A 25,478-nucleotide genomic window follows, 5' to 3' on the forward strand; every position below is an offset into this window, starting at 1 on the left:
ACGAACTGTCCGCTTGCTTTTTCGATGTTTAGAACATCTGTATCGCATAAGTCAGAAGCTGTTGGGAACTGAGCCTGAGCTGTGGCTAGACCCGCAGTATCGCTGCATTCTAAAGTTACATTTAAAGCTGTTGGAGCAGTTGTCCATGTAGGCGCTGTTGTATCCCGAATGGTGATTACCTGAGTGAAAGTTCCAGAAGTGTTTCCGCAGTCATCTTTTACAGTCCATGTGTTGGTGTAAGTTCCAGCGTTTCCGCATCCTTGAGAAGCTACGAACTGACCGCTTACTTTAGTGATGTTAGAAACATCAGCATCGCAAAAGTCAGAAGCTGTTGGGAATAAAGCCTGAGCAGCTGCAAGTCCTGCAGTATTGCTGCATTCTACAGTTGCATTCAGCGAACCAGCAGAAGTTGTCCATGTTGGCGCAGTCGTGTCTTGAATAGTGATGACCTGAGTGAAAACTGTTGAAGTATTATTGCAGATGTCTTTAGCAGTCCAAGTGTTGGTGTAAATTCCAGAATTGGCACAAGTTCCAGCGGCGAAAGTTCCGCTAACTTTTGTATAGGTTACAGTTCCGCCGCAATTGTCTGTGGCAACAGGAGCCTGATTTTGTGCTGCTGTCAATCCTGCGGCATCATTGCATTCTAAAGTAACATTCAAAGCTGTTGGAGCAGTTGTCCAAGTCGGTGCTGTAGTATCCTGAATGGTGATCACCTGAGTGAAAACTGCTGAAGTATTATTGCAGACGTCTTTAGCGGTCCAAGTGTTGGTGTATGTTCCAGAATTGGTACAAGTTCCAGCAACGAAAGTTCCGCTTACCTTTGTATAGGTTACAGTTCCACCGCAATTGTCTGTAGCAACGGGAGCCTGATTTTGGGCTGTTGTCAATCCTGCCGTATCGCTGCATTGTAAAGTTACATTTAGATTGCCTGCTGGAGTTGTCCAAGTTGGAGCAGTAGTGTCTTGAATAGTGATTACCTGAGTGAAAACTGTTGAAGTATTAAGGCAGGCATCTTTAGCAGTCCAAGTGTTAGTGTAAGTTCCAGAATTGGCACAAGTTCCAGCGGAGAAAGGTCCGCTCACTTTTGTATAGGTTACAGTTCCACCGCAGTTGTCTGTAGCAACGGGAGCCTGATTCTGTGCAGCTGTCAATCCTGCAGAGTCACTGCATTGAAGCGTAACGTTTAATGAATTAGCTTGAGTTGTCCAAATTGGTGCTGTTGTGTCGTTAACAGTTACTATTTTTTCACAAGTAGAACTACATCCATTTAAAGTAGTAGTTAAGACTAATTTAAACGTTGTATTACAAGTAGAACCAGCTTGAACAGTCACGTTCTGTAAATTTGTCGCTGATGTGATTGTAGCACCATTTGCAGTCGCAGGAGGCAAAGACCAAGAATAGGTGGTCATACTGGCTGGAGCAGAATAAACATTAGAAGAAGATAAACATACAGGACCGGCAGTACCAGTAATAGAACAAGCAGTTGGAGTATTTACCGTTACGGTTGCTTCACTTGTCGCAATATTACTTCCAGAGCATAAACCTGAATTAGAAAATATTGCTCTAAATTTTGTGGTTTCTGTTAAATTACCTGTATTGTAAGCTGTTAAACCTGCAGTATTAGCAATATCTACCCACACTGAAAATGGAGCAACAGATGATTGCCATTTAATTACGGTAGAACCAGCATTGAGACCTGTTATGGTTAAAGCAGCGCTAGCCCCTGAACATATAGTTGTGTTTGGTCCAACTGTTCCTTTTAATGGAATTCCAAAAGTAAGTGGAGTATTAGTACATAGACTTGAATTAGGTGAGTTACCACTAACAGAAGCTAATTTTGTAACGTTAATTACACCAGGATTATTGGGATCACAAATGTTAATTCCCAAACTTCCAAAAGGAATATTAAACTCTAAAAATGTGGCGCCAGAATTACAATTGGCATTACCTGACTTAGCACCAAGACCTGCAGGAATAACATTAGTTTGAGTTTTAACACTGCCATTTCCCGTATATAAAGTAAAGCCATTTCCGTTAGAATTAATTTCTAAGATATACTCAGCACCAGCTACACTAATGGTTCCTCCAAATGAATCTGAGGTTAATCCTGTTGATGGGCTATTATCGGTATCTAAGTATAATCTAAAAAGTGCCGAACCACCATTACCAATGTCCATACCTAACCTTAAAACTTGATTTTGGGTATCAACTTTAGCACGAATCGTTCCAATGTTACATGTTGAAGAAGGGTTAGCTAATAGTACTGTGCTGTAAACCGTTCCAGTTGCATATTCATCACCAACTGCACCCGGACCAGGGCAGTAATTGCCATCATATGTATTTTGAGAATAGCCACTTGTAACAAATATTAAAAGCAACGTAATGTAAACGTATTTAATATTCAAATTAATTAAAGTAATGTTTTTCATAATCTCTAATTTTTTAATCTTTAGTAATTTTATTTTGAGATTCTTGAGTTATAATCCGTCTTAATTGATTATAAATTGCCGAGGCGTTCTTAATAAAAATTATAGTAGTGACTTAAAGAATTGGGTTGTAGAAAAAATGAGTGTTTTTGTTTTTTTAGTTTTAGGTTAATGTTCAGTAAAAATCTCAAGAAGATGGAAAAACTGTTCTATTTATTTTTGTAATGGGACAAATAGGTTATTAATCACATCGTGCATTTCTAACAAAAAAATAACTTACAATTTTGACACTTTTTAGGACCGTTGAAGTGACACTTTTTTATTTCTCATAAATTGTTTCTCTGTTTTGTGATATATTTAATTTTTTAACAGAATCAAAGTTATATTAGAGTTTTTCTAATATGATTTTTTTATCTGTAACTAACCTAAAAACTCGTTGAAGTGTTGTTTTTTTATCAAAAATTGACTTAAAAACACTTTTTTTTAACTCGAAAAAGTAAAATTTTTCCTTACTTTTTTTGCTTTATTCATGATATTGAGTTTCTTTGATGTGGATTAAATAATTAATAATCAGGTATTTAGTTAAAATATTGGAATATTGCAGAATATCGACTAAATACTAATTTTGTAGATGAAGTACATAAAATGGCAAAAAGTGAGTTTTCTAATTTTTGTAGTCCAAAAGGTTTATCGCTAATTTATTCTTGTTAAAATTTTGTTATAATGTTAACAGAAATAAAAAAAAGAAAAGGTTTAAAATTTCTTTTGTAAATTAGAACTTAATTAAAAAATGACCTGCAATTCAGGTTTTTAAATTTGCTACTTATGAAAAATCTTATATTAATACGTCATGCCAAATCTAGCTGGGAAGCACCATTGAAAGATTTCGATCGTCCATTAATGAAAAGAGGAATTTTAGATGCGCATGATGTTTCATTAAATATTTCAGAGTATCTTCCAAAAACGTATATTATTTGGAGCAGCACTGCCGCGAGAGCTACAGAAACTGCTTTAATTTTTGCGCAAAACATATCTTATCCATTAGAAAGCATCATTTTTAGAGATGATTTATACACTTTTGACGAAAAGCAACTCGAAAAAGTTATTAAATCATGTGATAATAGTTTTGAAAGCGTTATTCTTTTTGGACATAACGAGGCTATTACAAATTTTGTTAATAAATTTGGGGATGTTTTTATAGAAAATGTACCAACTTCAGGCTTTGTATCGTTACAGTTTGATGTCGAAAGTTGGGACACGATCCATAAGGGCAAAACACATAAAACTATTTTCCCCAAAGATTTAAAATAATTACAGTGTACGAACAGAAATATATCGATAGAGAAAAAAGCTGGTTAGCGTTTAATGCAAGAGTACTTCAAGAAGCAGCAGACAATACAGTGCCACTTTTAGACAGACTGCGTTTTGTTGGAATTTTTTCAAACAACTTAGACGAATTTTTTAGAGTTCGGTACGCAGCCATTCGACGACTAAGTCTCTCGGGTATTTCTGGCGAAAAATATTTAGGAGGTATTTCTGCTCACCAATTAATTAAAGATATTACTGAAATAGTAATTCAGCAGCAATCTGAAAGTTTGCGTATTCTTGGAAATATTGAAGCAGAGCTAGAATCAGAGAATATTTTTATTATCAACGAAACACAGATTACACCAAAACAAGAGTGTTTCTTAAAGGACTTTTATACCCAAAAGTTAAGTCCTGAATTGGTAACCATCATTTTAAATGATTTAGCGGTTTTTCCAATTCTAAAAGATACTTTAGGATATTTGGCAGTTCGTTTAGAATTAGCAAACGATGAGGTTCGTTATGCTTTAATTGAAATTCCAAAAAACATTAACAGATTTGTTGTTCTTCCTTCTGAAGACGAAAAACAATATGTCATTTTAATCGATGATGTGATTCGCTTTAAGCTAAAAAACATCTTTAATATATTTGATTATAAGAGCGTTTCTGCTCACATGATCAAAATTACTCGTGATGCGCAATTGGATATAGACAGCGATTTGAGTAAAAGTATGCTCGAAAAAATTTCAAATTCTGTAAAAGATCGCCGAATAGGAGAGCCAGTTCGTTTTATTTACGATAACTTAATTGAAGAAGATACCCTGCAATTTTTCTTAGATAAAATGAAAATTGTAGAAACAGACAGTATAATTCCAGGAGGAAGGTATCATAATCGTCGTGATTATATGAGTTTTCCAAACCTTGGTAGATACGATTTGTTGTATAAGCCAAATGAGCCACTACCAGTTCCGGGTTTGAGTTTGGAGGGAAGTATTCTAGAAAAAATTTCTAAAAAAGATTATTTGGTGCATGCGCCCTATCAGTCATTTTCATATCTGACAAAATTCTTGCGTGAAGCAGCGTTAGATCCAAAAGTAACGAGTATTAAAATCACCTTATATCGTTTAGCTAAGAACTCTCAAATTATCAGTTCGTTGATAAACGCCGCCAAAAATGGCAAAAGAGTGGTGGTGCAAATCGAACTTCAGGCACGTTTTGATGAAGCTTCGAACATTTCGTATGCAGAACAAATGCAGACCGAGGGAATCGAACTTATTTTTGGTATCAAAGGACTGAAAGTGCACAGTAAAATTTGTGTAATCGAGAGATTGGAAGAGGGCAAAAACCGTCGTTATGGATTTATTTCAACCGGAAATTTCAACGAATCAACAGCAAAAATTTATACCGATGTAACGCTTTTCACTTGCCATCAAGGAATTCTAAAAGACACATCCAAAATATTTGAGTTTTTTGATATTAATTATCGAGTACACAGATACAAACATTTAATTGTGTCACCTCATTATACCAGAACTAAATTCATTAAATTGATTGATCGTGAAATTCTTCATGCGCTTGCTGGAAGAAAAACTCACATTAAATTAAAAATGAATAGTTTATCCGATTTTAAAATGATCGATAAATTATACGAAGCAAGTAATGCGGGAGTAAAAATCCAGCTTCAGGTAAGAGGAATTTGCTCCTTAATTCCAGGAATTCCAGGAATGAGCGAAAACATCGAAGCCATAAGTATCGTAGACAATTACTTGGAACATTCAAGAGTGTATATTTTCGGAAATGCTGGCTTGACCGAAGTTTACATTTCGTCTGCCGATTTTATGACCAGAAATTTAGACGGAAGAGTCGAAGTAACCTGCCCGATTTACGACCTTGAAATTAAAAAAGAACTGATTGATAATTTCAATATTGCATGGAAAGGAAATGTAAAAGTGAGATATCATTCTTATAAATTAGATAATAAATATAAGCCTAAAAATCATCATGCCCCATTTAGAGCACAATTTGAAACCTATAAATATTATCAGAACAAAGTAGCCATACTTGAAGAGGTTGCTCAAAAAGTAAATTAATAATAAATACCAATTTTCAAAATCATAAAGTGAGCATGATTAATATTAGGAAGTTTGCAGCGATAGATATCGGTTCAAATGCCATGAGGCTTTTGATCGCTAACGTTGTGGAACAAGAAGGCAAAGAACCGCAGTTTAACAAAAGTTCCCTTGTTCGTGTGCCAATCCGTTTAGGGCAAGACGCCTTCACAGTTGGAGAAATTTCACCAGAAAATATAGATCGAATGGTAGATGCCATGAAAGCATTCAACCTTTTGATGAAAGTACATAAAGTAGAGCGTTATATGGCATTTGCAACTTCCGCAATGCGCGAAGCCTATAATGCAAAAGAAGTTGTGGCTTTAATTAAGAAAAAGGCCGACATAAAAATCGAGATTATCGATGGTAAAAAAGAAGCAGCAATTATTGCTTCTACAGATTTGCATCACTTAATTAAATCTGACGAAACCTATCTTTTTGTGGATGTTGGAGGTGGAAGCACCGAGTTCACCTTATTCTCTGACGGAAAAATGATTACTTCAAGATCTTTCAAAGCAGGAACCGTTCGTTTATTGAATAACATGGTGCATGATGTCGTTTGGGATGAAATTGAAAAATGGATTAAAACCAACACGGCAGATTACGATGAGGTAACGCTGATAGGTTCTGGAGGTAACATCAATAAGTTGTTTAAAATGTCTGGAAAACAGCAGGAAAAACCGCTTTCGTACATTTATGTTAACTCGCAATATGCATTCTTAAATTCATTGACTTACGAACAGAGAATTGCTGAATTAGGTTTGAATTCCGACCGTGCCGACGTAATTATCCATGCAACTCGTATTTATCTGAATGCGATGAAATGGAGTGGTGCGCGCCAGATTTATGTTCCTAAAATCGGACTTTCTGATGGTATCGTAAAAGCAATGTATTACGGTAAAATTTAATACCTATTTTTTAAATGAATAAAGGCAGACTTGAAGCTTTCAGTGATGGTGTTTTGGCTATCATTATAACGATTATGATTTTGGAAATTAAAGCGCCAGGTGGACATGAATTTGCAGATTTAAAACCGCTTATCCCAAAATTTTTAAGTTATATTTTGAGTTTTATTTACGTCGGGATATACTGGAATAATCACCATTATTTGCTTCACAGTTTATCGAGAGTTAACGGAAAAGTGTTGTGGAGTAACCTGCACTTTTTGTTTTGGCTGTCTTTAATTCCCGTTTCTACCGCTTGGATGGGAGAGCATAATTTTGAAAAAGCGGCAATGACAATGTATGGTGTTGTGTTGCTTCTTTCAGCAATCTCTTATATTGTTTTGCAGTACACAATTATGTGTAGCGAAGGAAAGAATTCTGCTTTGAGAAAAGCGCTTAACAAAGATTATAAAGGTAAAATCTCTTTAGTTTTATATGTTATCGGAATTGTTACGGCATTCTTTAACCAGTGGGTTTCTGGAGCAGCTTATTTTACAGTTGCAATGTTATGGCTTATTCCAGACAAAAGAATCGGAAGGATTTTTTCTTCAAACGAATAACATATGAAATCTGTATTTCAGTCCATTCAAGATTTTTCTGCCGATGAATTAAGTCTTTTAGACAGTTTGATTACATTTCGGACATTAAAAAAAGGAGAGCTTTTATTGACTGAAAATCAGGTTTGCAACGAAATAGTTTTTATCGAAAAAGGAATTCTCCGTTCTTTTTTTGTCAATCATAAGGGCGACGAAATCACCAATTGTTTTGCTTTTGAAAATGAATTTATGGCTTCTTTTGCAAGTTTTATTACAAAAGAAATAGCAGAAGAAAATATTCAAGCCCTTACCGATACAAAATTGCAGATTCTAGATAGAAAAGCTTTAGAGAAATTATACCAATCCGGTTTTAATTGGCAGGAAACTGGTAGAAAATTGACCGAATTAGAATTTGTAAATCTGCATAAAAGAATGGTTGCTTTTCAAAAACTATCGGGTGCGCAACGTTACGAAGAACTTTGTAAAAATCATCAAAAGTATATTCAGCTAATTCCGTTGCAATATTTAGCTTCTTATCTAGGAATTACCCCAAGACATTTAAGCCGAATTAGAAAAGCAGTGATTTGATATTTTTGTTTCACGCAGATTTAAAATGATTTGAGCAGATTTTTATCTGATTCTTTATTCGTTTTAAACAGAAATCTGCGTAAATCTATCACAGATCAAAATATCTGCATAATTCTGCTCAATCTGCGTGAAAAAGTGTTTTTTTAAGTTTACCAAAAGACTACGTGTTCAAATCAAGATTTGTTTTCTTGCTCTTTTATATGAGACTAAAATCTATATTTCTTTTAGGCTGAGATTGAAAAAAAAACTTTTAATCTCTGTAATCTGTGGCAAAAAAAAACTTTTCAGGACATTTGTCCAGTAAAAGAAAATGTACTAATAGTATTTTTGAAAAAAAACATAAGCATGAAAAAAATACTAATTATAAACGGACACCCGAATTCAGAAAGCTTCAATTTTGGAATTGCAGAATCGTATCAAAAAGGTGCTGTAGCTTCTGGAGCAACAGTAGAAACCATTACAATTGCCAATTTAAATTTCAATCCAAATCTCAAATTTGGTTACCAAAAAAGAACAGATCTTGAGCCAGATTTATTAGAATCGTGGGAAAAAATAAAAAGAGCCGATCATTTAGTTTGGATTCATCCCGTTTGGTGGGGTGGACTCCCAGCGATAACGAAAGGATTTATAGATCGCTTGTTTTTGCCTGGAATGGCTTTCCAATATCGAGAAAATTCAGTTTGGTGGGATAAATTGCTCAAAGGCAAAACAGCTCACATCATAACAACCCTAGATCAGCCAAGCTGGTATTATAGATTGTTTTTCGGAAGACCAAGTGTCAATCAGCTAAAAAAATCTACTTTAGAATTTTGTGGGGTAAAACCCGTCAAAGTAAGTTATATCGGAATTATAAAAGGTTCTAATGAAGAACAAAGAAAAAAATGGCTAGAAAAAGTCTATAATTTCGGAGTTAGAAACAAATAATTTGAATGATTATTTTTAATAACATGAAACACAAAAAAATAATAGAATTTAAAAAGAAAAATTCGTGGCTATTAAAAGATTAATCCTTCAAGTCCAATCCAAATGTTGTTCGTAAAAGTTCAATATTTGGGTTGATTTCCAAGAAACGATTATAGCGATCCTGATTGTTATAGCTTCGTTTCATTTCTACTTTTTCATTTACAATTACTTCGATAGTAATGTCGTGATTATGTAAATGTCCTTTTAAATGTCCCAATAAACCATTCATTTGGCTTTCAAATTCCAGTTTAGAACCTTCGTTTGGCAACTCATACGTAATTCTTGTTCCATCCAAAATAGGATCGTTGATCAACAAGATAGATTCCATGATCTTTAATCCCTTTTGACCTAAACGTTCTGCATATTTGTTCCAATGAAGACGCATATCGGTTTCATTAAATTCTTCGGTAGGTAAAACAGAAGAAGGTTTAACGTACGATTTGCTGCTTTCCTCCATTTCTTTTTTCTTCCGAATACTGGCAAGAGAAAAGGCAGAAACTTTTGGAGCACCGTTTGTATCTGTTTTCGGAGTTTCAGGAGCCTGAACTTTTGGACTTTCGGCAGGAACTTGAACTGTATTTTGGGTATTTACAGATGCGGCATTATTTTTTTCTTCCGAATTTGGAATTTGGGATTTTGTATTTGAATCTTCCTTACTTGGACTTTGAACTTCAACTATAGAATAGCCTCCGTTTTTAAAGTAAACGGGCGGAATTATGAATTGCTCAACTTTTTTTTTTCTCCATCAAAGTTGATAGAGGCCAATTGCATCAAGCATAATTCAACTAAAAGTCGTTGATTCTGACTTAATTTGTATTTTAAATCGCAGTCATTTGCAATATCAATTCCTTTAAGTAAAAACTCTTGAGAACATTTTTGAGATTGAACCGCATACATTTGTTGCGCCTGTTCACCAACTTCTAATAAAGCAATAGTTGAAGGTGTTTTGCTTACCAATAAATCTCTGAAATGTGAAGCCAAACCAGCAATAAAATGATGTCCGTCAAAACCTTTGGCCAAGATATCATTGTATGCTAGTAAAAGTTTTGGAATCTCATTTTCCAAAAGTAAATCAGTAATCGAAATATAAGTTTCGTAATCTAAAACGTTTAGGTTTTCGGTTACTGCCTGACGCGTCAAGTTTGTTCCGCAGTACGAAACTACACGGTCAAAAATAGACAAAGCATCACGCATTGCACCATCTGCTTTTTGAGCAATAATGTGCAGTGCATCATCTTCAAAAACGATTCCTTGACTTTCAGCAACATCTGCCAAATGTTCTTTAGCATCTTTTACCGTAATTCTTTTGAAATCAAAAATTTGACAGCGAGATAAAATCGTTGGAAGAATTTTGTGTTTTTCTGTTGTTGCTAAAATGAAAATAGCATGTTTTGGCGGTTCTTCTAATGTTTTAAGAAAAGCATTAAAAGCAGCCGAAGACAACATGTGAACCTCGTCAATAATATATACTTTATACTGTCCAGTTTGTGGCGGGATTCTAACCTGATCGATAAGGTTACGAATATCATCAACCGAGTTGTTTGAAGCAGCATCTAACTCAAAAACGTTAAAAGCAAAATCTTCGGTAGGATCATCATATCCAGGCTGATTTATCTTTCGAGCCAAGATACGAGCGCAAGTAGTTTTACCAACTCCACGCGGTCCTGTAAATAAAAGAGCAGACGCTAAGTGATTGGTTTCAATAGCATTCAACAAAGTGTTGGTAATGGCTTTTTGCCCCACAACATCCTTAAAGGTCTGCGGACGATATTTACGTGCCGATACTACAAATTGTTCCATATTCTCTTTTATTGGATAGCAAATATAGAGTATAATTTAATGATTTAAAAATTTAAAAATTGAAAGATTTTTAAGTGATTGAATTGTAGAAAGAAAAAAATATTATCTCTTGCGTTTCAATAAAAAGTAATACTTTTACTTCAAAACATTTAACAGCTTATTTATTATTAATTAGAAAAAATGAATGCAAAAAAAATCGTCAGGCTCAGTAATATTATCGGAATTATTTCAATTCTTCTATTGGTTTATTGGGTATTTACGTTTATAACTATTGAAGTTTTTGGATTGAAAGTATTTCGAAAAAACATGACCGAAACTTTCTACCTAAGCGTGTTAGGAATCTTAGCTCTAATGTCGGGCTCTTTGATTGTGAATATAATGTTTAATCTAACGAGGATTGCTGAAAAAGATAAAGAAGAGGTTTTGCAGAAGAAAGCTGGCAAATTTAGAATTGTGGCTATGGTTTTAGGTTTTCCTATCATTTTAGTAGTTCTATTTGGGGGAAATTATCTCACTTCTATTAAAAAAGAAAAAATGCTTGTAGAATCTGCAAAGTCCATACTTGAAGCGAATAAAACAAACAGTGATAAATTGTTGGATTATAATTTTTCAAAAAAGTATATAAATGAAACAGCAAATGTTTTGGAAATCTTATCTAAAACGGATAAAAATTTTCCAAATGTTGTTGTTTTGGTAAAAGATACAATAAAAGAAACTCCTGTGTTTCTAGGCTTTCAGGCATATCAGTCTATACATTCGAATGATACAATCAAACCTGCAAAAACTGGGTATCTTTATGAAACAACGAAAGAAGAAAGGGAATATCTTAACAGTATTTTTGATAAAAATAGTAACGAATTAAGATATAGCTCGTACGACGGAAATTATGAACTATTTTATCCATACAAAAAGAATGGAAAAAGAATTGTTTTGTATTTTTCAGAACAGCAACGTTATGGTAAATTAGGAAGCTGATAAATTTATAAGGTATGAAGAAGTATTTTCTACTACTAGTTTTGCTTGCGGCATTTACTGTAAAAGCGCAAAAAACTCGAACGAGTCCAATTTATCAATTGCGAATCTATGAGATTTTTGAAAGCAATAAAAAAGAATTTCACGAACGTTTTCGCGATCATGCCATGCGTATCATGAAGAAATACAACTTTAAGATTATTTCTATTTACGAATCAAAATCAGATAAGAAAACCGAGTTTGTTTATTTTCTGGAATGGCCAAATGAAGCAACGATGAAAAAAGCTTGGGAAGATTTTAGAAAAGATCAGGAATGGATTGATATCAAAAAACTTTATACCGAAAAATATGGCGATGTTGTAGGCAATATCGAAGATCGGGTTTTGACTAAACTTGATTATTCGCCTAATTAAAGTTTTATAGATCGAATTTATTTAAACCTTAAATTGAAAAATTTGAGGTTTTTTTATGCACATCTTTTAAGAAAACAGCAAAATTCAATTAACTGAAAAACTTATAAAACTCACCGCAACATCATATAACCTTTTGATACTTAATCTTTTTAATTTTAAAAACGTAAAATATTAAAAGAGAGTATTATGAAAATGAGATCCATTTTATTAGGAATGAGCCTTAGTATTGCTTTGTTGTCATGCAAACCGAGCGACGCCGATGTTGAAAAAGTAATCAATGAAAAATTAAATGATCCAGATATCCAAGTTACAGTGCATGAAGGCGTAGCTACAATTACTGGTGTTTGCGATGATGAAATTTTCAAAAAAAATATTGAAAAAAGCGTAAGAGCAACCAAAGGCGTTAAATCTGTGGTAAACACTTGCGAATTGGCGCGAGCGAATCAAGAACCAGCTGCAGCTACTGTAATTATAAATTCGGATGCTGATTTAGAAAAATCGGTTGGTAAAGTTGTAGATGCTTATGATGGCGTTAGTGCTACAGTTGTTGGCGGTATTGTCACGCTTTCGGGTGAAATTAAAAAAGACAAATTGCAGCCTTTAATGCAAAGCATACAGGAATTGCGTCCGAAAAAAGTAGACAATAAATTAACTATTAAATAAGGATGTTATGAGTGTGCAAGATAAATACAGAGAAGTGACCAATTTGGCATCTGAATTAGGAATCGAAAATTTACAGGTAAGAGAGCAAAATAATGTGCTTTATATTGACGGAACAGCAAAATCTGCTGCAGATAAAAATAAGCTTTGGAATGCTTATGAAAAACTCGATCCAGAATATAGATCGGCTGATGTAGTGATGAATATAGAAGTTGAAGAAGGTGTTTCTAGAGAATATACAGTAGAAATAGGAGATTCTCTTTCTAAGATTGGAAAAGCGTATGGAGTTTCTTGGCAAGATATTTTTGAAGCCAATAAAGATATTATTTCAAATCCTGATTTAATTCAGCCAGGTTGGAAATTGAAAATTCCGATAACCTAAAATTGGCAAATACCAATAAAAAAAATCCAAATTCCAGTTTTGTATTAATACAATTGGAATTTGGATTTTTTATTTTAAAGCTCTGGATTGGATTTTTAAAATTACCTTCCCCTAATGCTTAAATTAAATAAAAACTTTGCGGTTTCCTGATCTGAATCGGCTGAAAAACCAGCAACATAAACTCCCTTTTTACCTGAAGTCGACTTAATTCCGTATACAACTGCCTCATCTGCTGGGTCTGACTCACCCTCGTATCGATACACATGAACAATTTCAAATTTCTCAGGATTCTTTTTAATCGCGTCTGCATTTCGATTAAAATCGCACGTAAATCCTTTCTCATTCAATTGATCTAAAGCCTTTGAAACAGTTGCGTAATGATACATTCTTTTCATGATAAACTGAATTTAAAATTATAGAATTCTAAAGATAACTATTTTAAAATTAAAATGTTATGATAAAATTCATAAAATCTGAAATTTAAAATCATTATTGTTAGTTCTTAAATCGCTACTTTTGCAGCGCAGACCGCCTTATCGTCGTTCCGTTCCGATAGCTATCGGGATCGGGAGGGAGGAAAGTCCGGACACCATAGAGAGGCATAGCGGGTAACGCCCGTCGGTTCTCTCGTTTTTTGGAACGAGAGGATTAGGACAAGTGCAGCAGAAAGTATGTACAGGTAATGCTGTAGTGAAACCAGGTAAACTCTATGCGGTGAAATACCAAGTATATCGGCATTTAAGGGCTTCTCGTTCGTTGCCGAAGGGTAGGTAGATTGAGTCCATCAGTAATGGTGGATCTAGATAAATGATAAGGTATTGTCTTGTTGTAAAATAAGACAAGAACAGAATCCGGCTTACAGGTCTGCATTTTTTATATATTTGTGAACTATCTAACTTATTTTCATGAATATTACCACTCCAAATTCTTCTTCAAAAGCTAAAAAAAGTCTTTTTAGAACTGTCGTAACCAATCTTACTTTTTGGGTTTTAATCGCTATTATTTCGGGTGTTTTACTCGGACATTTTTCTCCAGAAAATGGTGTGAAGATGGAATTTCTAGGCAAGAGATTTATTCAGCTTATTTCACTTTTTATTGGTCCGATTATATTTTTGACTATTGTTTTGGGAATTTCGGGAATGGGAAATTTAAAAAAAGTAGGACGTATCGGGGTTAAAGCTTTAACTTACTTTGAAGTGGTTTCGACCGTTGCTCTTGCAATTGGTGTAGCAGTCGCTTATTTATTTAAACCTGGAAAAATTGATAAATCGGGATTGACTTTTGGCGACGCAAGCCAATATACAAATGGAGCAGCAAAGGATTTTTCGTGGTTGCAGTTTTTCTTGTCCAATTTTACATTGCAAGTTTTGCTGGCAGCTATTATCTGTGGAATCGCACTAAACTTTTATCAAAAAAGGGAGCAGACTATTTTGGTTCTTGAGCGATTTTCTAAAGTGGTTTTCTTCGGATTAAAATATGTAATGTATCTAGCTCCAATTGGCGCTTTTGGCGGAATGGCATATACAATCGGGAAATTTGGTTTGGCAACTTTGATTCCGCTAGGAAAATTGATGCTTTGCGTTTATCTAACTATGGCATTGTTTGTCTTTTTGGTTTTGGGAAGCATATTGAGATATTATAAAATCAGTATTCTTTCGATTTTAAAATATATAAAAGAAGAACTTTTACTCGTTCTCGGAACTTCATCTTCGGAAGCAGCGTTGCCAAGTATTATGGTAAAACTAGAAAGAATGGGATGCAGTAAATCGGTTGTGGGATTGGTGATTCCGACTGGTTATTCTTTTAATCTTGATGGAACTTCAATTTACCTTTCGATGTCGGTGCTTTTTATTGCGCAATTGTATGATGTGCATTTGAGTTTTTTCGAAATCCTGACCGTTATCGGAATTCTGATGATTACTTCGAAAGGCGCAGCAGGAGTAACCGGAAGCGGGTTTATTGTTTTAGCATCAACTTTAACCGCATTGCATAAAATTCCAGTTGAAGGTTTAGCATTTTTATTGGGCGTAGATAAATTTATGAGCGAAGCCAGAGCAATTACCAATTTAATAGGAAACACAGTCGCAACGATAATCATTTCTAAAACAGAAAGAGATTTTACAGAATTGAATCTTGATCCTGTCTCGGAATGATTTTGCCACAAAGGCGCTAGGGCGCAAAGTTTTTTTTCTTTGAGTTTAAAATTGCTCGCAAAGTCGCAAAGTTTTTTTGAGTTGACTCCAGCTTTAGCTGGAGGTTATGGTGAATTAAATTCAAAAGGCTTTAGCCAAACAGCTTCTAGTTTGGCTAAAGCCCTTGTCCTTCATTAATTTGAATAGCGTCCAGCTTTAGCTGGACGCTATTCAAATTAAATTTTATAAATAAACTTTGCGACTCCGTGAGACTTTGCGAGATTAAAAAAACTTCGTGCCCTAGCGCCTTCGTGGCAAAAAAAACTACGATTCGTCTTTAGTTGTTCGCACCAAGCTAATGCCTGAGGTGAAAAAGACGATTCCTAATATTCCGTAAATGATAAGCGATTTTATATCTCTGGTTTCTCCAGATGTGCCGGCAAAAATAACGGCAGTATAAATAAGTCCTACTATTCCGAGGATTGTAAGCAACCCGCCGAAAAATCTTTTTAGGTTCATGATTGTTAGATTTTAAAGTTCTCTAACAAAGTTAAATTTCGATAAGTTAATTGCTGTTATACAATTGCTTATGAAAAATTATATGATTTTCAGAACTTATTTTTCTATTTTAAATTCCAATCCGATATTTCGAACACTTTCAATCTTGATTTTAGGATCTGAATTAAAATATTTTCTAAGTCTGCTGATAAAAACATCCATGCTTCTTCCTGAGAAATAATCGTCTTTTTTCCAGATCGACATTAAAATCTGATCTCTTTTTAAGAGTTGATTATGATTCAAATATAAATATTCAATAAGAGAAGCTTCCATTTCAGTAAGCTGCTGAACGTGGTTTTTATTATTTAGAGTTAAACGTTCGTTATCAAAAATATACGAACCAATTTCGATGATATTATTTCCGTCTAAAGTTCTTTTTTGTTCAATTCTTTTTAGGATGTTCTGTAAACGAAGAACCAGTTCGTCAACTTCAAAAGGTTTTGCGATATAGTCGTCTGCGCCAAGTTTTAGACCGATGATTTTGTCTTCTTTGAGCTTTCTCGCCGTTAGAAAAATAAAAGGAATTTCTGGATTGATGGTAATGATTTTTTCTGCCAATGAAAACCCATCCATCTTGGGCATCATGACATCAAAAATGCAAATATCAAAAACCTGGTTTTTAAAATAGTCTAAAGCGATCTCGCCGTTTTCTGCCCAGATTACTTCAAATTGATGCAATTCAAGGTATTGTTTTAAAATCGCCGCAAAGTCAAAATCGTCTTCGGCTAAAAGTAATCTTTTCAAAATAAGGGAATTAAACTTTTAATAAAATAGTAAACTGAGCGCCTTTTCCTAATTCGCTAATAACATTAACAGAACCCTGATGTGCTTTTACGATTTGGTCAACATAGTACAATCCTAAACCTAAGCCTTTTGTATTGTGCAGGTTTCCTTGTTCGACACGATAAAATTTTTCAAAAAGAAATGCTTGTTTGTTTTTGGCAATTCCAATTCCGTCATCTTCAAAACTAATTGAAAATTGTTTTTCTACAATTTTGGTTTTTACTGTAATTGTGTTCGAACCGTATTTTACAGCATTTTCCAGAACATTCAAGAAAGCAGTCGTTAAATGAAATTTATCTAAAACTAGAATTGTTTTTTCCGTCTGAAAATCGGTTTTCAAAATAATTTTAGGGAAAGCAATCTTAAAATCATTTACAATAGAAAGGAGAAAATCTTCTGCTTCTATTTTTTCTTTCTGCAATTCAATTTCGTTTTCAGCCAATGAATTAGCCATAACCTGGTCAATCAGATTCTGAAGACGATTATTCTGGCGCGAAATGGTATTTACAATCGAATTGAAATTTTCGTCGTTGTCACGAATATTTTTCTGAGCTAGAATCTTTGTCGAAATTCCTAAAGTTGCCAGAGGCGTTTTAAGTTCGTGTGTGATATTATTGATAAAATCGGTTTTAACGTCGCTGACTTTTTTCTGTTTAATCAAAGCTTTTAAGGCAATGACAAAAAGCGTGATTAAAGTCAGAATTGAAAATAGAGATAGAATCAAAATAAAAGTCATTCGTCTCAGAATAATCATTTCCCAATCAATAACAGATACATACATTGAATCTTCTGTTAATAATTGATATTCCTGATTCTCAAATGTTCCGTTGGTTGTTCCAACATAATTTCTCACTAAAAAAGCATGATTTAAAGAAGCAAGATTTCCGTATAGTTTGTTTTGAATAAAAGGCTTTTCGGAAAAAATAGTATCAGCTTTTTGAGCGTTTTTGTACAAAATAAATTTGTTGAGGACAATAGCAAAATCAATCTTGAAATTAGGTAAATCCCTTTCAAATTTTCGCTGAATTTCTTGTGTTACGGCACTCTGATATTCATTTTGTAAAACACCAATTTTGATATCCAGTTTGGTGTTTTTTCCTTTTATATATTTTTCTGAAAGACTTTTGTAAAGTGCTTCCTTTCTGGCAACAAAAGCCGAATCAATATCGCTGTAATTGTTTGAAATCTGAGCAATTTCATTTTTAATCTGTGTATGAAACTGCGCCACTTTATATTCGTAGGCTGTTTTTACCAGATAACACTGCACGGTCATAAGCACAACTAGTGCAACGACAGAAAATGCGATTAGTAAATTGATTCTTTGTTTCATACTCTTTCGGAATTCTGTTTCAAAAATACAGATTTTACCATACAAATGGCAGATTAACTCTGCATTAACCTATGATTAACTTTCGGAACTAGGTTTTAAAAGCACTTTTGTGGCAACATAAATCAATTTCAATTTTAAAATGAACATTTACCAGCCCTTAAAAAATCTAATTACACTTTTACTTTTTTGCCTTTCATGTATTGCAAATGCCCAAAACGAAACACCAAAAGATTCAATTTCAAATCAATTAGATGAAATTGTAATCAGTCAGGAGAAAAAGACGTTTACAAACTCAAAAGGAAATATAAAAGTTGACGTTGCCAATTCGGTTTACAATTCAATTCCAAATCCCGTCGACTTGCTTTCAAAACTGCCAAATGTTCTAGTAAACTCAGATCGTGAAAATATATCTATAGTTGGAAAAGGAACGCCGTTGATTTATATTGATAATCAGAGAGTAGGAATGAACGAACTGAACGCGCTGTCTGTGAGCGATATTAAAACAGTCGAAATTATTAAAAATCCGTCTTCAAAATATGAAGCTGAAGGCCGTGCAGTGATTTTAATCACAAGAAAATTAAGCAAAAAAGACAGTTTTAAAACTGAAATTTCTGAAGTAGCATCTTTTAAAAGAAACTATAATAATTATTTAGGTTTCAATTCCAGTTTTAAAAAAGGTAAATTAGAGTGGAAAGCCAATTTCAATTATAATAAATTGAATCCTTGGGAAAATCATACTTTAGAATATGAGATTCCAAAAGCTTTAATTGTTTCTAATTATAATGTAATGGCAATTACAAAACGCAATCAATATGTTTTTGGAGGTGGCGTATTTTACAAAATAAAAGAGGAAGATTATTTTTCAATTAATGTAAATGGAAAACTGCAAAATGATACTTTCGACATCAATACTTTTACTTATAATAAAAATCAAAATCAGGAAAACAATGTTTTTACTCTAAGTGATAATGCAAGTAAAAAGAATTTTGTAAATGCTTTTATGAATTATTCTAAAAAGATTAAATCGATTGATACACAGTTTTTTACTGGTTTTCAATATTCAAATTTTAATCAGCACTTAGAAAGTTTAGTTTCCAATAATTATAATGAAACCAATTTTGAATTATCGCAAAACCGTGATCAGAAATTTAATGTTGATGTCTTTTCGGGAAGAATTGATTTGGAGAAAAAGTTTAAAAATGAAATGAATCTGGAATACGGCGGATTGTATTTGAAAGCGAAATCAAAATCTGATGCAACGATTTTGGATTTTGAAAAAAAGAAAAATGAAGTTTCAAATTATGATTTTAAAGAAGAAAACTTGGCAGCATATATTCAGTTTTCGGGAAAACTCAAAAAAATAGACTTCTCATTGGGATTAAGGACAGAGAATACCGATGTCTATTCAAAGTTTAGAACAGAAGTTTCACCTTCAATCGATAAGAATTACACTAATTTATTTCCTAAAGCCGATCTTACATTTTCTATAGACAGTATAAAAAGCATCAATGTAAATTATGCGAAAAGCATTGTGAGGCCAAAATATTCTTCATTAAGCCAAATTGCAACTTATATCAATCCGTATTTTTTGTACGGAAGCAGTTTAAATTTAGGTCCAGCATTTGTCGATGAAGTTTCGAGTTCATTTCAATACCGCGACAAAACTTTAAAATTGAGTTATTTTCAAACCAAAAACGTGACCAATCCAAGTTTTATCTTTAATGAAGAAACACATGTGCTAACTATTAACGATGTAAATTTTAAACGAGAAACTGGTTTTACAATAGATTTAGCACTTCCATTTACCTATAAATTCTGGACAACAACCAATAATTTTGTTTTTGTAAAAAGTAAGGTTGAAGACGACACAGCGGTTTTGCATCCTTCGAAACCATATTTATATTATTACTCTAACAATACATTCAAACTGCCTAAAGATTTTACTTTCGTTTTATCTTTTTGGGGATTGACCAAACAAAATGATGGAATTTTTGAACGAAAAGCCAATTTTATAGTCGATTTGTCGATGGTAAAAGCATTTGGCAAAAACTGGAATTGTACTTTAAATTATAATGATATTTTTAAAACCACGAGTTACACCGATGGTTTTACAGTGAACGATATAAATGCGAAGTTTAAATATTGGGTCGATGCAAGTGAGATTTCAATTGCAATTCGTTATTCTTTTGGGAAAGTAAAGGATTCTGAGTTTAAAGAAAAAAGCGTTAATGAAAGTGAAAATAGAATCAAATAAAAAAGTAGGTTAATTCTTTCTTTTTCGGAATAGTATTTGTGTGCTTAATTTTAAAAATTAAATACACAAATAATGAAGTTTTATAAATTTAAAAAGGAGATTTTTTCAGTTTTAGTAATGTTGTCATTTTCAATTGTAAACGCGCAAGCTATTAGAGGATTTGGAAATGTTACAGCTTATAGTGTTAACAATGATTTTAAAAAAGGTGCAATTGTCGATATTGGTGGAGGAGCAGAATTTGAGTTCCATCCTTTATTTAAACCAGAAGTAAGCCTTAGTTATTCTCTTATGGGACTCAACGATCAAGAGTTTTATGATTTTGACACTAATACTTTAGAAAAACTATATGGAGATGTTTATATGCTAAACTTTACTGTAGGGCCTAAAATATACTTTTGGTACAGCGGAGAAACTTTTGATACCGCTGCCTGCTCATATTACATAATCCCAAAATTAAACATGTCAAGAATTGTTGCGAATGGGAATTATCAATTTATAGATTATGACGATCCACAGAATAATTTAATTCAAAAAGGACACAGAGCAGATTGGCAGCATTCTTTTGGTTTAACTCTTGGAATGGAATTTCCAATATTTAATTCAGATGCTATAGCTCTAAGTGTTACAGTAAATAAAATTAATATGGGAAAAACTTTAAATAGACTTCCTTACAACAATACAGATTATGGCACTTTATTAGCTGGAGCAGGAATTAGTTATTATTTTGGAATTAAAAAGTAAGTTAATTCTTTCTTTTTTGGAATGATTTTTGAATATTTAATTTTAAATTAAATATTTGAATGATGAAATTTTATAATCTAAGAAATGCTGTTTTATGCCTACTATTTTTATTGTGTTTTTTTAATGTCAAAGCTCAAGAAATGAGAGCTTTTGGTAATTATTCTATGTATTTTGGGAATAAAAATACTGGAACAATAAGAAGTGTAGAGGCAGGAATAGATTACGGAGATTTTCCATCAGTAGCTTTTCAGCTTTCAGCAAGTTATTTAAACTCTGATAATAAAGACAAAGAACATTATGATTATGATAATTATGTTTTGGAAAAACTATCTACAAAAGGTTCTGCTATAAATTCTAGTTTAGGTTTAAAAGTTTATAATGTTTTTTTAGATCAGGATGAAGAAAAGACCTTTATTTATTATATAATGCCAAAATTGAATCTAGCGCGAATACGAGCAACAGAAAATTTCAGTAGCACTGATTATTTTTACCCTTCCCATTCTTTTGATGAAGAACGAAGTATTTCAAGCTGGCAAGTTTATTTTGGAATAGAAATTGGCTATGAATTTTTTCTTTCTGAGAATAATTCAAATTCGATTGCAGTTTGTGCTTCTTATAATCGAATAAATCTAACGAAAGGCTTAAGCAAGATTTCTCATGAAAATTTTCAATATGGAAGACATGATAGCTATGGAGTGGGACTTTCTTTTTATCTAGGAGTAAAAAAGCCATCAAAGAAAAATTAAGAAGAGAAAAACTATTAATTTTAAGAGTTTTCTCTTCTTTTTAAGTTATTGTTTTATATATATTCCAGGCATTAAACCTGTAGATTCAATTTCAGATTCTGATATTCGTATAAAGCTAAATTTTTTGCTAGGTGCATCATTTAGGCAATTATACTTTATGCTATAATAATCTATTAATTCAACTTCCTGAACATTTGGAGTTTGATAATTACCATACTCTTTTAAGTAATATCTCTCATAATCAAATATTTCAGTAGTAGCAGAAGTATATTTTTGCATAGGATATTTGTATAACAAATCGTCTTCAGTAAATTGAATCATTCTGTCTTTGTTGTCTTTCCAAGTTCCCTGAATCCAAACTGGCGGATCCATATATCGTGGTCCGTTGTAATTTTTTTCTTTATAATCATCATCTTTCGAACAAGAGATTAAGGAAATGAAAGCAAGTGATAAAAGGAATTTTTTCATGATTTGAATTTTATACAAAAAAATGTAGAAAATCTATACAGAAATAACCGTTTAGGACTTTTTTATAATATATTAAGACATTTTTGATTTTAAAAATTAGTCAAAAGAAACCCCTTGTAAAATTCATAACAAGAGGGCAATATATTAAAAAATGAAAAAACTATCCTTCGTCTTCTTCAGATTCTTTTATAGAAAGATCGTGAGGTAATTCTTCATCATCGTCTGTAGAATTCAATTCAAAAAAACTAAAGAAAGAGCCGCCGTAACTTTTCTGAAAAGAAAAATTACTCATATGCTCAAGTTTTGTATATTTTGAATGCTCAATAATCATCATTCCATCATCTTCAAGTAAACCTCTTTCAAAAACGGTCGAAACAATTTTTTCAAAAGTTGCCTGATCTAATCCGTAAGGCGGATCTGCGAAAATAATATCGTAAGTCGTTTTAGAATTTTCTAAGAATTTAAAAACATCGCTTTTAGTTGCAGCAATATCAAAATCGTATTCTGATGAAACTTGTTTAATGAATTTAACGCATCCAAAATCGCCATCAACAGAGGTAATTGGTGCGCTTCCGCGTGAAGCGAATTCGTAACTAATGTTTCCCGTTCCCGAAAAAAGATCTAAAACCTTTAAGCTGTCAAAATGAAAATGATTATTCAAAACATTAAACAATGCTTCTTTACTCATATCAGTCGTTGGTCTTACAGGTAGATTTTTTGGCGGATTAATACGGCGTCCTTTGTATTTTCCTGAAATGATTCTCATGATTGAAATAAGATATAATGTTTTTGATTTTGAGCGGTAGTAAAGCTGTTTCTTTCTTTTAGGTTTGAGACATCCATAAAAGAAATATGGCGCACATATTTGTAAGCTATAGCATAAAATGGATCGTTTTCTGAAATGGTTCCTAATAATTCTAATTTGAAACTTTCAGGATTCATGCTCATTTGCTCAGCCGTAAATAAAATGTAGTAGATAAAATCTTCTGGAGTATTGTATTCGAACGTATTAAACAATAAAAGTTTTTGATTCTGCACCACGATAATTTCAAAATTACCAGGATTAAAATTCACAATCATTTTCTTGTCGTCATTGTTTCGTGAATTGTCCAGGATTTTTTCGACCAAAATGGTATTAGCGTGTTTAGAATCAAAAGATCCTACATTGTCAATCAGGAAATTGTTGATATTCACATACGGAATATAAACTGAATTCATCTGATAATTAGGGATTTGATCAAAAGTAAAGTGATCTGTTTCAAATACTTTTGTAGTGTATTGCAGATAACTTCCTAAATAGTTTTCATCAAACAAAGCAGTTGGTACAAAAGTCGAAAGATTGTTATTATGAATAACCATTACTTCGTCGTAAGTCTCTTTCAATTCAGGATTATTCTTGAATGCTTCGTTGAATAAATCTTCAATTTTTGCAGTTTTAGTTGACGTGTCAAATTTTATTTCTTTGAAAGAAATTATAATATTGTTTAAAGTATCAAAACAGCAATATGAAAATCCAGTCAGTGAAACCTGAATAGAAAGTTTTCTGTAATTTTTTGAAGTAATGTTAGTATTTTGTAATGACATAGTTGATTTACAATTCGTTACCTGTTTTAAATCAAGAAAGAATTTAAGCGACCACAAACTTACAAATTAAAAAGGAACAATTATAATTGCAATTTCAAAAAACAATTTAAGAGTAAAGTTAGTAATACGTTACATTACCATTAATTTTTTGAACCATATAAGTTATATAAGTTCATTTAAAATAAATCTCAAACTAAATTGACTTATATGATTTAAAAAATCATATAAGTCAATTTATAAAAATAAAATGCGAGCTTAAATTGACTTATATGACTTATATGGTTTAATTTATTTGAGTTTAAAGTTTGGAATTTGGAATTTAAAATTTAAAAAGACGACCTTTGTATTTAAATATTATTTTATGAATTCTGCACAGTTTTACGGTATTTTACAAAAGCGATTTCCTTTTCCTCCAACCTATAAACAGGATATTTTTTTTCAGAAAATTGCCATTTTCCTGACTGAACCTCAAAACGACACTATTTTTGTTTTGAAAGGATATGCCGGAACGGGAAAAACAACTGTTATTTCTACTATTGTCAATAATTTAGGCGATATTAATAAAAAGTACGTTTTATTAGCGCCAACGGGACGTGCAGCAAAAGTAATTGCCAATTATTCTAATAATCCAGCTTTTACGATTCATAAAAAAATATATTTTCCGAAGAAATCTTCTGGAGGCGGAGTAGCATTTACCAAACAAGTCAACAAACATAAAAACACCATTTTTATCGTCGACGAGGCTTCGATGATTTCAGACAGTACTTTAGACAGTGGTTCGCTTCTAGACGATTTGATTAATTATGTGTATTCTGGGCAAAACTGTAAAATGATTCTTTTGGGAGATACGGCGCAGCTTCCGCCAGTCAATCTGGATGTAAGTCCAGCTTTGGATATTGATACTTTAGGTTTCCATTATAGTAAAGAAATTGAACATATAGAATTGGACGAAGTAATGCGTCAGGAAGAAAGTTCTGGGATTCTATATAATGCGACAGAATTGCGAGAATTGCTTAAAGAAAGCTTTATAACTGAGTTCAAGTTTAATGTAAAGAAGTTTAAAGATATTGTTCGCTTGACGGATGGTTATGATATTCAAGATGCGATAAATTCGGCTTACAGCAATTATAGTATTGAGGACACTGCTTTTATTGTTCGTTCTAATAAAAGAGCAAATCAGTACAATGAACAGATTAGAAGCCGTATTTTATTTAAAGAAAGCGAACTTTCGGTTGGTGATTTTTTAATGGTCGTAAAAAATAATTATTTCTGGCTGAAAGAAACCGATGAAGCTGGATTTATTGCCAACGGTGATATTATTGAAGTTCTGGAACTTTTTGGTATTAAAGAATTGTACGGATTTAAGTTTGCAAAAGTAAAAATCAGAATGGTCGATTATCCAGAACAAAAGCCTTTTGAAACGGTTTTAATTTTAGATACTTTAACCAGCGAATCGCCTTCTTTAACGTACGAAGAATCAAATCGTCTATACGAAGAAGTGATGAAAGATTATGAAGACGAGCCAACCAAATACAAGAGATTTCAAAAGGTAAAAGAAAACGAATATTTCAACGGACTTCAAGTTAAATTTTCATACGCAATAACCTGTCATAAATCGCAAGGTGGACAATGGAATACGGTGTTTATCGAGCAGCCTTTCCTGCCAAACGGAATTGATACTGATTATATTAGATGGCTTTACACCGCTATGACACGTGCTAAAAATAAGCTATATTTGATAGGATTTAAGGACGAGAGTTTTGAAGAATAATTGTTTGCCACGAA

General features: G+C 32.8%; 25 protein-coding genes and 1 other RNA gene. 16 read left to right on the top strand and 10 right to left on the bottom strand.

The features are described 5' to 3' along the window. Positions 1–2,429, bottom strand: a 2,429-nt coding sequence (locus tag NU08_RS13070; RefSeq protein WP_317126359.1) for an Ig-like domain-containing protein, incomplete at its 3' end; no start/stop codon positions are given. Between the two features lie 822 nt (positions 2,430–3,251). Here NU08_RS13070 and NU08_RS13075 point away from each other — a divergent pair. The 6 genes from NU08_RS13075 to NU08_RS13100 all read left to right on the top strand — a co-directional run bounded on the left by NU08_RS13075 (position 3,252) and on the right by NU08_RS13100 (position 8,831). Continuing rightward, positions 3,252–3,737 (top strand): SixA phosphatase family protein, encoded by a 486-nt coding sequence (locus NU08_RS13075; protein ID WP_129747644.1) that lies wholly within the window; start codon positions 3,252–3,254, stop codon positions 3,735–3,737. Positions 3,738–3,742: 5 nt separating this feature from the next. Beyond that, on the top strand, positions 3,743–5,821 hold the full coding sequence (ppk1, locus tag NU08_RS13080) for a polyphosphate kinase 1 (RefSeq protein ID WP_165352454.1): 2,079 nt from the start codon (positions 3,743–3,745) through the stop codon (positions 5,819–5,821). A gap of 35 nt (positions 5,822–5,856) precedes the next feature. After that, positions 5,857–6,747, top strand: a complete 891-nt coding sequence (locus NU08_RS13085; protein WP_008467933.1) for a Ppx/GppA phosphatase family protein — start codon at positions 5,857–5,859, stop codon at positions 6,745–6,747. A 14-nt stretch (positions 6,748–6,761) separates the two neighbouring features. Continuing rightward, the gene (locus NU08_RS13090; RefSeq protein WP_129747646.1) at positions 6,762–7,343 is read left to right on the top strand and encodes a TMEM175 family protein; all 582 of its coding nucleotides are present in this window, start codon (positions 6,762–6,764) and stop codon (positions 7,341–7,343) included. A 3-nt stretch (positions 7,344–7,346) separates the two neighbouring features. Beyond that, positions 7,347–7,907, top strand: coding sequence for a Crp/Fnr family transcriptional regulator (locus tag NU08_RS13095; protein ID WP_129747647.1), 561 nt, complete (start codon positions 7,347–7,349; stop codon positions 7,905–7,907). 345 nt (positions 7,908–8,252) lie between these two features. Next, complete coding sequence (locus tag NU08_RS13100; RefSeq protein ID WP_129747648.1) at positions 8,253–8,831, top strand: NAD(P)H-dependent oxidoreductase; 579 nt, start codon at positions 8,253–8,255, stop codon at positions 8,829–8,831. Between the two features lie 79 nt (positions 8,832–8,910). On the opposite strand, the gene NU08_RS13105 is transcribed toward NU08_RS13100, so the two are convergent. Continuing rightward, the gene (locus tag NU08_RS13105; protein ID WP_129747649.1) at positions 8,911–9,327 is read right to left on the bottom strand and encodes a DNA polymerase III subunit gamma/tau; all 417 of its coding nucleotides are present in this window, start codon (positions 9,325–9,327) and stop codon (positions 8,911–8,913) included. A 257-nt stretch (positions 9,328–9,584) separates the two neighbouring features. Then, positions 9,585–10,670, bottom strand: a complete 1,086-nt coding sequence (gene dnaX / locus NU08_RS13110; protein WP_066034110.1) for a DNA polymerase III subunit gamma/tau — start codon at positions 10,668–10,670, stop codon at positions 9,585–9,587. Positions 10,671–10,850: 180 nt separating this feature from the next. Between dnaX and NU08_RS13115 the strand changes: the two genes are divergently transcribed. From NU08_RS13115 to NU08_RS13130, 4 genes are all read left to right on the top strand, one after another. Further along, positions 10,851–11,645: a peptidase gene (locus tag NU08_RS13115; RefSeq protein ID WP_129747650.1), complete on the top strand. Its 795-nt coding sequence runs from the start codon at positions 10,851–10,853 to the stop codon at positions 11,643–11,645. 14 nt (positions 11,646–11,659) lie between these two features. Beyond that, entirely contained in the window at positions 11,660–12,055 is a 396-nt protein-coding gene (locus tag NU08_RS13120) for an NIPSNAP family protein (protein WP_129747651.1), read from the top strand. A 186-nt stretch (positions 12,056–12,241) separates the two neighbouring features. Next, a complete protein-coding gene (locus tag NU08_RS13125; RefSeq protein WP_129747652.1) occupies positions 12,242–12,718 on the top strand; it encodes a BON domain-containing protein in 477 nt (158 codons plus the stop codon). 7 nt (positions 12,719–12,725) lie between these two features. Beyond that, complete coding sequence (locus tag NU08_RS13130; RefSeq protein ID WP_129747653.1) at positions 12,726–13,097, top strand: LysM peptidoglycan-binding domain-containing protein; 372 nt, start codon at positions 12,726–12,728, stop codon at positions 13,095–13,097. A gap of 101 nt (positions 13,098–13,198) precedes the next feature. On the opposite strand, the gene NU08_RS13135 is transcribed toward NU08_RS13130, so the two are convergent. Beyond that, complete coding sequence (locus tag NU08_RS13135) at positions 13,199–13,492, bottom strand: hypothetical protein (RefSeq protein ID WP_129747654.1); 294 nt, start codon at positions 13,490–13,492, stop codon at positions 13,199–13,201. Positions 13,493–13,617: 125 nt separating this feature from the next. Between NU08_RS13135 and rnpB the strand changes: the two genes are divergently transcribed. After that, positions 13,618–13,972, top strand: an RNA gene (rnpB, locus tag NU08_RS13140) — RNase P RNA component class A. Positions 13,973–14,002: 30 nt separating this feature from the next. After that, positions 14,003–15,250 (top strand): cation:dicarboxylate symporter family transporter, encoded by a 1,248-nt coding sequence (locus tag NU08_RS13145; protein WP_129747655.1) that lies wholly within the window; start codon positions 14,003–14,005, stop codon positions 15,248–15,250. 303 nt (positions 15,251–15,553) lie between these two features. Here the strand turns inward: NU08_RS13145 and NU08_RS13150 are convergent, their stop codons facing one another. The 3 genes from NU08_RS13150 to NU08_RS13160 all read right to left on the bottom strand — a co-directional run bounded on the left by NU08_RS13150 (position 15,554) and on the right by NU08_RS13160 (position 17,900). After that, positions 15,554–15,721 (bottom strand): hypothetical protein, encoded by a 168-nt coding sequence (locus tag NU08_RS13150; protein WP_242502554.1) that lies wholly within the window; start codon positions 15,719–15,721, stop codon positions 15,554–15,556. A 123-nt stretch (positions 15,722–15,844) separates the two neighbouring features. Beyond that, a complete protein-coding gene (locus NU08_RS13155) occupies positions 15,845–16,531 on the bottom strand; it encodes a response regulator transcription factor (RefSeq protein WP_129747657.1) in 687 nt (228 codons plus the stop codon). Between the two features lie 10 nt (positions 16,532–16,541). Then, complete coding sequence (locus NU08_RS13160; RefSeq protein WP_129747658.1) at positions 16,542–17,900, bottom strand: sensor histidine kinase; 1,359 nt, start codon at positions 17,898–17,900, stop codon at positions 16,542–16,544. 139 nt (positions 17,901–18,039) lie between these two features. On the opposite strand from NU08_RS13160, the gene NU08_RS13165 reads away from it, so the two are divergent. From NU08_RS13165 to NU08_RS13175, 3 genes are all read left to right on the top strand, one after another. Next, entirely contained in the window at positions 18,040–20,154 is a 2,115-nt protein-coding gene (locus NU08_RS13165; protein WP_129747659.1) for an outer membrane beta-barrel family protein, read from the top strand. Between the two features lie 72 nt (positions 20,155–20,226). Next, complete coding sequence (locus NU08_RS13170; protein ID WP_129747660.1) at positions 20,227–20,895, top strand: hypothetical protein; 669 nt, start codon at positions 20,227–20,229, stop codon at positions 20,893–20,895. Positions 20,896–20,957: 62 nt separating this feature from the next. Further along, positions 20,958–21,641 carry a hypothetical protein gene (locus tag NU08_RS13175; protein ID WP_129747661.1) on the top strand — a complete coding sequence of 228 codons (684 nt, stop codon included), beginning with the start codon at positions 20,958–20,960 and terminating at the stop codon, positions 21,639–21,641. Between the two features lie 45 nt (positions 21,642–21,686). Here NU08_RS13175 and NU08_RS13180 read toward each other — a convergent pair whose 3' ends face one another. From NU08_RS13180 to NU08_RS13190, 3 genes are all read right to left on the bottom strand, one after another. Beyond that, the gene (locus NU08_RS13180; RefSeq protein ID WP_129747662.1) at positions 21,687–22,109 is read right to left on the bottom strand and encodes a hypothetical protein; all 423 of its coding nucleotides are present in this window, start codon (positions 22,107–22,109) and stop codon (positions 21,687–21,689) included. Positions 22,110–22,269: 160 nt separating this feature from the next. After that, positions 22,270–22,875, bottom strand: coding sequence for an RsmD family RNA methyltransferase (locus NU08_RS13185; RefSeq protein WP_129747663.1), 606 nt, complete (start codon positions 22,873–22,875; stop codon positions 22,270–22,272). Continuing rightward, positions 22,872–23,693 carry a DUF3822 family protein gene (locus tag NU08_RS13190; protein ID WP_129747664.1) on the bottom strand — a complete coding sequence of 274 codons (822 nt, stop codon included), beginning with the start codon at positions 23,691–23,693 and terminating at the stop codon, positions 22,872–22,874. Before NU08_RS13190 ends, NU08_RS13185 begins: the two co-directional genes overlap by 4 nt. Before the next feature lie 361 nt (positions 23,694–24,054). On the opposite strand from NU08_RS13190, the gene NU08_RS13195 reads away from it, so the two are divergent. Further along, on the top strand, positions 24,055–25,464 hold the full coding sequence (locus tag NU08_RS13195) for an ATP-dependent RecD-like DNA helicase (RefSeq protein ID WP_129747665.1): 1,410 nt from the start codon (positions 24,055–24,057) through the stop codon (positions 25,462–25,464). Positions 25,465–25,478 lie beyond the last annotated feature (14 nt).

The organism is Flavobacterium anhuiense, assembly GCF_004151235.1.
In the GTDB taxonomy this organism is placed as follows: Bacteria; Bacteroidota; Bacteroidia; order Flavobacteriales; family Flavobacteriaceae; genus Flavobacterium; species Flavobacterium anhuiense_A.

What these genes read in the sequence shown, in the direction of transcription:
- NU08_RS13125 (WP_129747652.1), top strand. Translation starts at nt 12,242, where the DNA reads ATGAAAATGAGATCCATTTTATTAGGAATGAGCCTTAGTATTGCTTTG.
- NU08_RS13170 (WP_129747660.1), top strand. Translation starts at nt 20,227, where the DNA reads ATGAAGTTTTATAAATTTAAAAAGGAGATTTTTTCAGTTTTAGTAATG.
- NU08_RS13135 (WP_129747654.1), bottom strand. Translation starts at nt 13,492, where the DNA reads ATGAAAAGAATGTATCATTACGCAACTGTTTCAAAGGCTTTAGATCAA.
- NU08_RS13115 (WP_129747650.1), top strand. Translation starts at nt 10,851, where the DNA reads ATGAATGCAAAAAAAATCGTCAGGCTCAGTAATATTATCGGAATTATT.
- NU08_RS13195 (WP_129747665.1), top strand. Translation starts at nt 24,055, where the DNA reads ATGAATTCTGCACAGTTTTACGGTATTTTACAAAAGCGATTTCCTTTT.
- NU08_RS13130 (WP_129747653.1), top strand. Translation starts at nt 12,726, where the DNA reads ATGAGTGTGCAAGATAAATACAGAGAAGTGACCAATTTGGCATCTGAA.
- NU08_RS13185 (WP_129747663.1), bottom strand. Translation starts at nt 22,875, where the DNA reads ATGAGAATCATTTCAGGAAAATACAAAGGACGCCGTATTAATCCGCCA.
- NU08_RS13075 (WP_129747644.1), top strand. Translation starts at nt 3,252, where the DNA reads ATGAAAAATCTTATATTAATACGTCATGCCAAATCTAGCTGGGAAGCA.
- NU08_RS13090 (WP_129747646.1), top strand. Translation starts at nt 6,762, where the DNA reads ATGAATAAAGGCAGACTTGAAGCTTTCAGTGATGGTGTTTTGGCTATC.
- NU08_RS13190 (WP_129747664.1), bottom strand. Translation starts at nt 23,693, where the DNA reads ATGTCATTACAAAATACTAACATTACTTCAAAAAATTACAGAAAACTT.
- NU08_RS13180 (WP_129747662.1), bottom strand. Translation starts at nt 22,109, where the DNA reads ATGAAAAAATTCCTTTTATCACTTGCTTTCATTTCCTTAATCTCTTGT.
- NU08_RS13105 (WP_129747649.1), bottom strand. Translation starts at nt 9,327, where the DNA reads ATGGAGGAAAGCAGCAAATCGTACGTTAAACCTTCTTCTGTTTTACCT.
- NU08_RS13175 (WP_129747661.1), top strand. Translation starts at nt 20,958, where the DNA reads ATGAAATTTTATAATCTAAGAAATGCTGTTTTATGCCTACTATTTTTA.
- NU08_RS13160 (WP_129747658.1), bottom strand. Translation starts at nt 17,900, where the DNA reads ATGAAACAAAGAATCAATTTACTAATCGCATTTTCTGTCGTTGCACTA.
- NU08_RS13100 (WP_129747648.1), top strand. Translation starts at nt 8,253, where the DNA reads ATGAAAAAAATACTAATTATAAACGGACACCCGAATTCAGAAAGCTTC.
- NU08_RS13145 (WP_129747655.1), top strand. Translation starts at nt 14,003, where the DNA reads ATGAATATTACCACTCCAAATTCTTCTTCAAAAGCTAAAAAAAGTCTT.
- NU08_RS13095 (WP_129747647.1), top strand. Translation starts at nt 7,347, where the DNA reads ATGAAATCTGTATTTCAGTCCATTCAAGATTTTTCTGCCGATGAATTA.
- NU08_RS13120 (WP_129747651.1), top strand. Translation starts at nt 11,660, where the DNA reads ATGAAGAAGTATTTTCTACTACTAGTTTTGCTTGCGGCATTTACTGTA.
- NU08_RS13165 (WP_129747659.1), top strand. Translation starts at nt 18,040, where the DNA reads ATGAACATTTACCAGCCCTTAAAAAATCTAATTACACTTTTACTTTTT.
- NU08_RS13085 (WP_008467933.1), top strand. Translation starts at nt 5,857, where the DNA reads ATGATTAATATTAGGAAGTTTGCAGCGATAGATATCGGTTCAAATGCC.
- dnaX (WP_066034110.1), bottom strand. Translation starts at nt 10,670, where the DNA reads ATGGAACAATTTGTAGTATCGGCACGTAAATATCGTCCGCAGACCTTT.